General features: G+C 57.6%; 5 protein-coding genes and 1 pseudogene. 5 read left to right on the top strand and 1 reads right to left on the bottom strand.

What is annotated here, in order from left to right; translation table 11 throughout:
- The 4 genes and pseudogenes from Q0M74_RS12875 to Q0M74_RS12860 all read left to right on the top strand — a co-directional run.
- Positions 1-771: pseudogene (locus tag Q0M74_RS12875) on the top strand (sodium-dependent transporter); the annotation flags it as partial.
- A 2-nt stretch (positions 772-773) separates the two neighbouring features.
- A complete protein-coding gene (metS, locus tag Q0M74_RS12870; RefSeq protein WP_293955090.1) occupies positions 774-947 on the top strand; it encodes a methionine/alanine import NSS transporter subunit MetS in 174 nt (57 codons plus the stop codon).
- A 182-nt stretch (positions 948-1,129) separates the two neighbouring features.
- Entirely contained in the window at positions 1,130-2,506 is a 1,377-nt protein-coding gene (locus Q0M74_RS12865; protein WP_293955093.1) for an AI-2E family transporter, read from the top strand.
- Positions 2,507-2,597: 91 nt separating this feature from the next.
- Entirely contained in the window at positions 2,598-3,383 is a 786-nt protein-coding gene (locus Q0M74_RS12860) for a DUF6542 domain-containing protein (protein ID WP_366088330.1), read from the top strand.
- A gap of 42 nt (positions 3,384-3,425) precedes the next feature.
- On the opposite strand, the gene Q0M74_RS12855 is transcribed toward Q0M74_RS12860, so the two are convergent.
- Positions 3,426-4,412 carry a 4-hydroxy-3-methylbut-2-enyl diphosphate reductase gene (locus tag Q0M74_RS12855; protein WP_293955089.1) on the bottom strand — a complete coding sequence of 329 codons (987 nt, stop codon included), beginning with the start codon at positions 4,410-4,412 and terminating at the stop codon, positions 3,426-3,428.
- A 163-nt stretch (positions 4,413-4,575) separates the two neighbouring features.
- Here Q0M74_RS12855 and Q0M74_RS12850 point away from each other — a divergent pair.
- Positions 4,576-4,958: exodeoxyribonuclease VII large subunit (locus Q0M74_RS12850; RefSeq protein ID WP_293955088.1), on the top strand; the 383-nt coding region annotated here is incomplete at its 3' end.

Genomic DNA, 4,958 nt, shown 5'->3' with positions numbered 1-4,958 from the left:
GCCACCTCCGGCATCGGTCTGGCGTTTGTAGCCTTCCCAGCCATCATCAACCAGATGCCGCTGGGTGGGCTCTTCGGCTTCCTGTTCTTCGCTTCCTTGTTCATCGCTGGCTTCACCTCCCTGTTCTCACTGCTGGAGGTTGTGGTCTCCGCGGTCAAGGACAAGTTTGATCTCAAGCGTAAGACTGCAGCCATTAGCGTCGGTGTGGTCATGGCTGCCATCTCCCTGGCTCTGTTTTCCACCACCTCCGGCCTGGCGTCGCTGGACATCATGGATAAGTTCACCAATAACGTCGGTATCGTGGCCATTGCGTTGATCGTGGTCATCACCGTGGACTGGGTATTGCGTCGTATTGATGAGTTCTCCATGCACCTCAATGCGGTGTCCTCATTCCGTGTGAACACCATCTGGCGCATCTGTGTTGTCAACGTCACCACTTTGGTTCTGGGTTTCACCCTGGTTCAGGAACTGATCACCCTGTCGCAGGAACCCTATGGCGGGTACTCCGAAATTCAGGTTGCGATCTTCGGTTGGGCGGTTCTGGGGATCATCCTCCTGGTCGCCATTGTTGCGCCGATGATTCCGTGGCCCGGGCACCTCAATGTGGATGGTCCTCCCGGTTCGGACTTCGGTGTCATGCCGGAATTCAGCCGCAAGCTCCACAGGCCGCGCCGTTGGAAGTCTGATGTTCCGATCATGGCATTTGATGCCACTGAGGATTCCCATGCGATTCCGATTGTCACCGACACCATCCCGGAAGGTAGGGCTTAAGCATGAGCACAACAGCCATCATCATGATGTCCCTGTTCATCATCATCATCTGGGGCGGCCTGGTCTTCAGTGCACTAGCGCTGCGTAAAACTACCGATGAGCGCAGTGGCGCCTTCGGCTCCTCCCCCTATGCCACTGACACACTGCTGATCGAGCAGGAGTTTGAACGGCCATAAAGTGCACCGGCATTCACTGCAGATAAGCAATCCCTGAAGACACCTCCACGAGAATTCGTGGGGGTGTCTCCGCCTTTGGGTCCCATTTAGGGGCACAATAGGTAATCGTGGCAAAGATGGATGATTTTCCGGAGAAGCTTGAAGCCTTCGTGGATGCAGATACCAATGAGGCGCTACCTGTCATGCAGGAAACAGCCCCCGACGATGATGATCATCAGCATTACCCGGCGCGCATTGATCGTTCCGTGGTGATCGGTGAAAGCCTGCGTCATGTCTCCATGTGGTGCCTGCGTGTGCTGCTCATCATTGCTGCCGGCTATGTCGGATGGTTGATTCTGGGGCAGTTGTGGCGTGGTGTGCTGCCGGTGATTCTGGCGCTGATCGTGTGCTCAGTGTTGTCCACGCCAAATATGTGGTTGCGCAGGTTGAAGTTTCCACCGGCCGCAGCTGCCATGGTCACCATCATTATTTTCTTCGCTGTCATCGCGGGTGTGTTCTGGTTGATTGCACCAAGCATCGGGCGGCAGTCTCAGACGCTGTATTACCAGGTATTTGATGGCATTCTTAGTGTGCAGTTGTGGTTGCAGGGTGAGCCTTTCAATCTGGATTCTGATGACCTGACTAACTTCTTCAATGAGGTTGCCGCCTGGTTGCAGAATCAAGCGGGCACGATCGCCGGTGAGATCTTCTCCGGCATCGGCATGGCCACCAGTGTGGTGATCACCCTGGGTGTGGTTCTGGTTCTCACGTTCTTCTTCCTCAAGGACGGTGACCGTTTCCTGCCGTGGGCACGTCAGGCTGTCGGTGAGACCTCCGGTTGGCACTTGACTGAGCTGCTCACCCGCGCATGGACCACCCTGGCTGGCTTCATCCGGGCCCAGGCGATTGTCTCCGCGGTGGATGCCTTCTTCATCGGCATCGGCTTGATGCTGGTGGGTGTACCGATGGCGTTTGCACTGTCGGTGATCACCTTCGTGGCCGGTTTCATCCCCATCATCGGCGCGTTCACCGCGGGTGCCCTCGCGGTGCTGATCGCTCTGGTGTCACTTGGTTTCACGGAAGCTGTGATCGTGTTGATCATCGTGGTGGCTGTGCAGCAGATCGAGGGTAATATCCTCTCCCCACTGTTGCAGTCCAAGGCCATGAACCTGCACCCGGTGATTGTGCTGCTGTCTGTCACGGTCGGCGGTACGTTGTTTAACATCATTGGTGCGTTCCTGGCGGTGCCGGTGGCAGCCATGATTGCTGTGGCCTTCCGTTATTTCCAGGACATCACCTCTTTGCAGGCCGGTGAGAAAACAGCCGAGGACATCAACTACATCAGTCCTTTCGGCCCGCTTGCGGGGCGCCATTCTGAAGGTCAGGGTATCCAGCTGCGTAAGGATTATTACCGCAGTGTTCTGCCGCAGCATAAGCCTGAGGATGCTCCCCTGCCGGACTACCGGGCACCGCTGCCGGTGGCGGATCCCAATGAGATCCGCCGCACGTTGTTGAAGAAGCGACTGTCCACGGGCCGGAAGTTTGCCTCGCAGACAATTGATTTTCTACGCCGGAAATAATTGCTTCCACGGCCCCCTGAAACGGGGTTTGAGTCATAGCACTCGGGAGTGAAGTCCAGTTTTCCGATAAAGACCGGTAATGTATCAACACGTGTCACATGGATCAGCATCACCGAGGAGAAGTTCCAGATCAGATCGACAGGCCCCCTTTGTGGGTTTGCCCACCTGGTCCGGTCCTGCCGTTGTCTTCGCATCGCTGATCACCGGCTTGTTGTTGAGCCTGCTGCTGGGTGATATCGGACTGCCCTATCAGCTGCTGTTCATCATCGGCAGCCTGGGTGTGGCCCTGCTGGTGGAGGCTCGTGGACTATTCCTCACCGTGGCGTCCATGCCCATCCTCTTTGGTATTTTCACACCACTGACCGCCTGGTTCGTCTCCCAACAGGGTATTGCCGGCGGGCAGGGAGTGTCAGCAACTGCGATCCTCACCGCGATCTATCCCCTGGCGGAGATGTTCCCCGCCCTCATCCTGGTCACCTTGGTATCTGCATTGATTGGGGTGGCCAGAATCATGCTGCTGCGCCGTAATCAGCAGCATCTGCAGACCAGTGGCGAGCAGGCCCGCAGGGCCCGGCGTGAGGAGGATCGTGCCAACACCACCGTGGCCAGCCGTGCACGGGCGCAATCCACCCGCGCCCGGCCTTCCTCACGACGGATGCAGGACAGGCCGGGTAGCCAGGTCACCGTCGATGAGCTGATCCGTCGCAGCCAGGAACGCCGCCAGCAGGTTGCCCAGCACTCGGATTTCGCACCGACCCCGGGCCCCCAGGTCGCACCTCCCCCGCAACCCCAGCAGCCGGGCCCGGTGGAGCCTCGACAAGCACGACCCCCCAAGCCCCGTAGACGCAAGTCCTTGGATGATGACCTGTACAGCTAGAAAATGCCCCTCAAAAATTTGAGGGGCATTTTCTGTTAGCGCTTAAGAACTGGTACGCGCCGGGCGTAGTACGCGAGGCAGTGAGAACACGATCTTCTCAGCTGCTGAGGTGACTTCCTCAACATCGTCGAAGCCGTAGCCGTCAAGGCGCTCAATGACACCCTGAACCAGGATCTCAGGCACGGAAGCACCGGAGGAGATTCCGATGGTCTCCACACCCTCGAGCCAGGCCTCATCGATCTGGTGGGCGTAATCAACCAGGTAGGCGTTTTTGGCGCCGGCCTGGAGGCCAACCTCAACAAGGCGGACCGAGTTGGAGGAGTTGGTGGAACCGACCACGATCATGAGATCGCAACGTGGTGCGATCGCCTTGACCGCAACCTGGCGGTTCTGGGTGGCGTAGCAGATGTCATCAGATGGTGGATCCTGCAACTGCGGGTAGGTGTTCTTGAGTTCGCGGACGATCTCCATGGTCTCATCCACAGAAAGGGTGGTCTGGGACAGCCAGATCAGGTTCGCCTCATCAGCAAGAAATGCCGGTAGGTTCGGGATGCTGTCAAGGCCATCCACCAGGTGGGTGCGCTCCAGGGAGTGTCCCATGGTGCCTTCCACCTCCTCATGGCCCTCATGGCCGATGAAGAGGATGTGGAAACCCTGCTTGGCAAAACGACGAACCTCATTGTGGACCTTGGTCACCAGTGGGCAGGCGGCGTCAATGGTCTTGAGGTTCTTGGCCTCAGCCTCTGCATGGACGGCAGGGCTGACGCCGTGTGCGGAGAACACCATGTGGGCACCTTCCGGTGCTTCCGAAGCCTCATCGACAAAGATGGCACCCTTTTCAGCGAGGGTGTCCACAACATAACGGTTGTGCACGATCTCCTTGCGCACGTACACGGGAGCACCATACTCCTCGAGTGCACGCTCCACGGTGACTACGGCACGGTCAACACCGGCGCAGTATCCGCGGGGGGCAGCAAGCAGAATCTTCTTTCCGGTTTTAGGGCTGGGGCTGGTTAAAGGTGAGCTCATGGCTCCCAGCGTATCCAACGTTTGGCAAAAGACCTAGACTAGAGGCTCAAACCTTCCCGTTGACCGTGGTTTTAGTGGTAGTGCACGCCTACTACCAGTTTAAATACGGAATAATGCGGGAAAATTCACTTATTGCCGATGGAATAAGGAGGGTCACACACCTGTGCCGTCTGCGAAATCAACGCCGGATTCACCCTGGCCGGTCAGAGAAGTCAACACCCAGGTCAAGAACTGGATTGAGCGTCTCGGCCACCTGTGGGTGGAGGGCCAGCTTGCCCAGATCAACGTCAAACCCAATTGGAAACTCTCCTATCTGACCTTGCGCGATGTGGAACAGGAAGTCTCTGTTCAGCTGACCTGTCCCACGGAGATCATCCGTAACCGCCCCACCCCGCTCAAAGACGGCGACCGCGTGGTGGTCTATGGCAAGCCTGCGTTTTATGCCGGCCGCGGAACCTTTAGTTTGTGGACCACGGATATACGCCACGTCGGCATCGGTGAGCTTCTTTCCCGCATCGAATCCTTGCGCAAAAAACTCACGGCCGA

This window comes from uncultured Corynebacterium sp. (assembly GCF_945649885.1).
GTDB lineage: Bacteria > Actinomycetota > Actinomycetes > Mycobacteriales > Mycobacteriaceae > Corynebacterium.
This window is presented reverse-complemented; position numbering and strand designations above follow the sequence as displayed.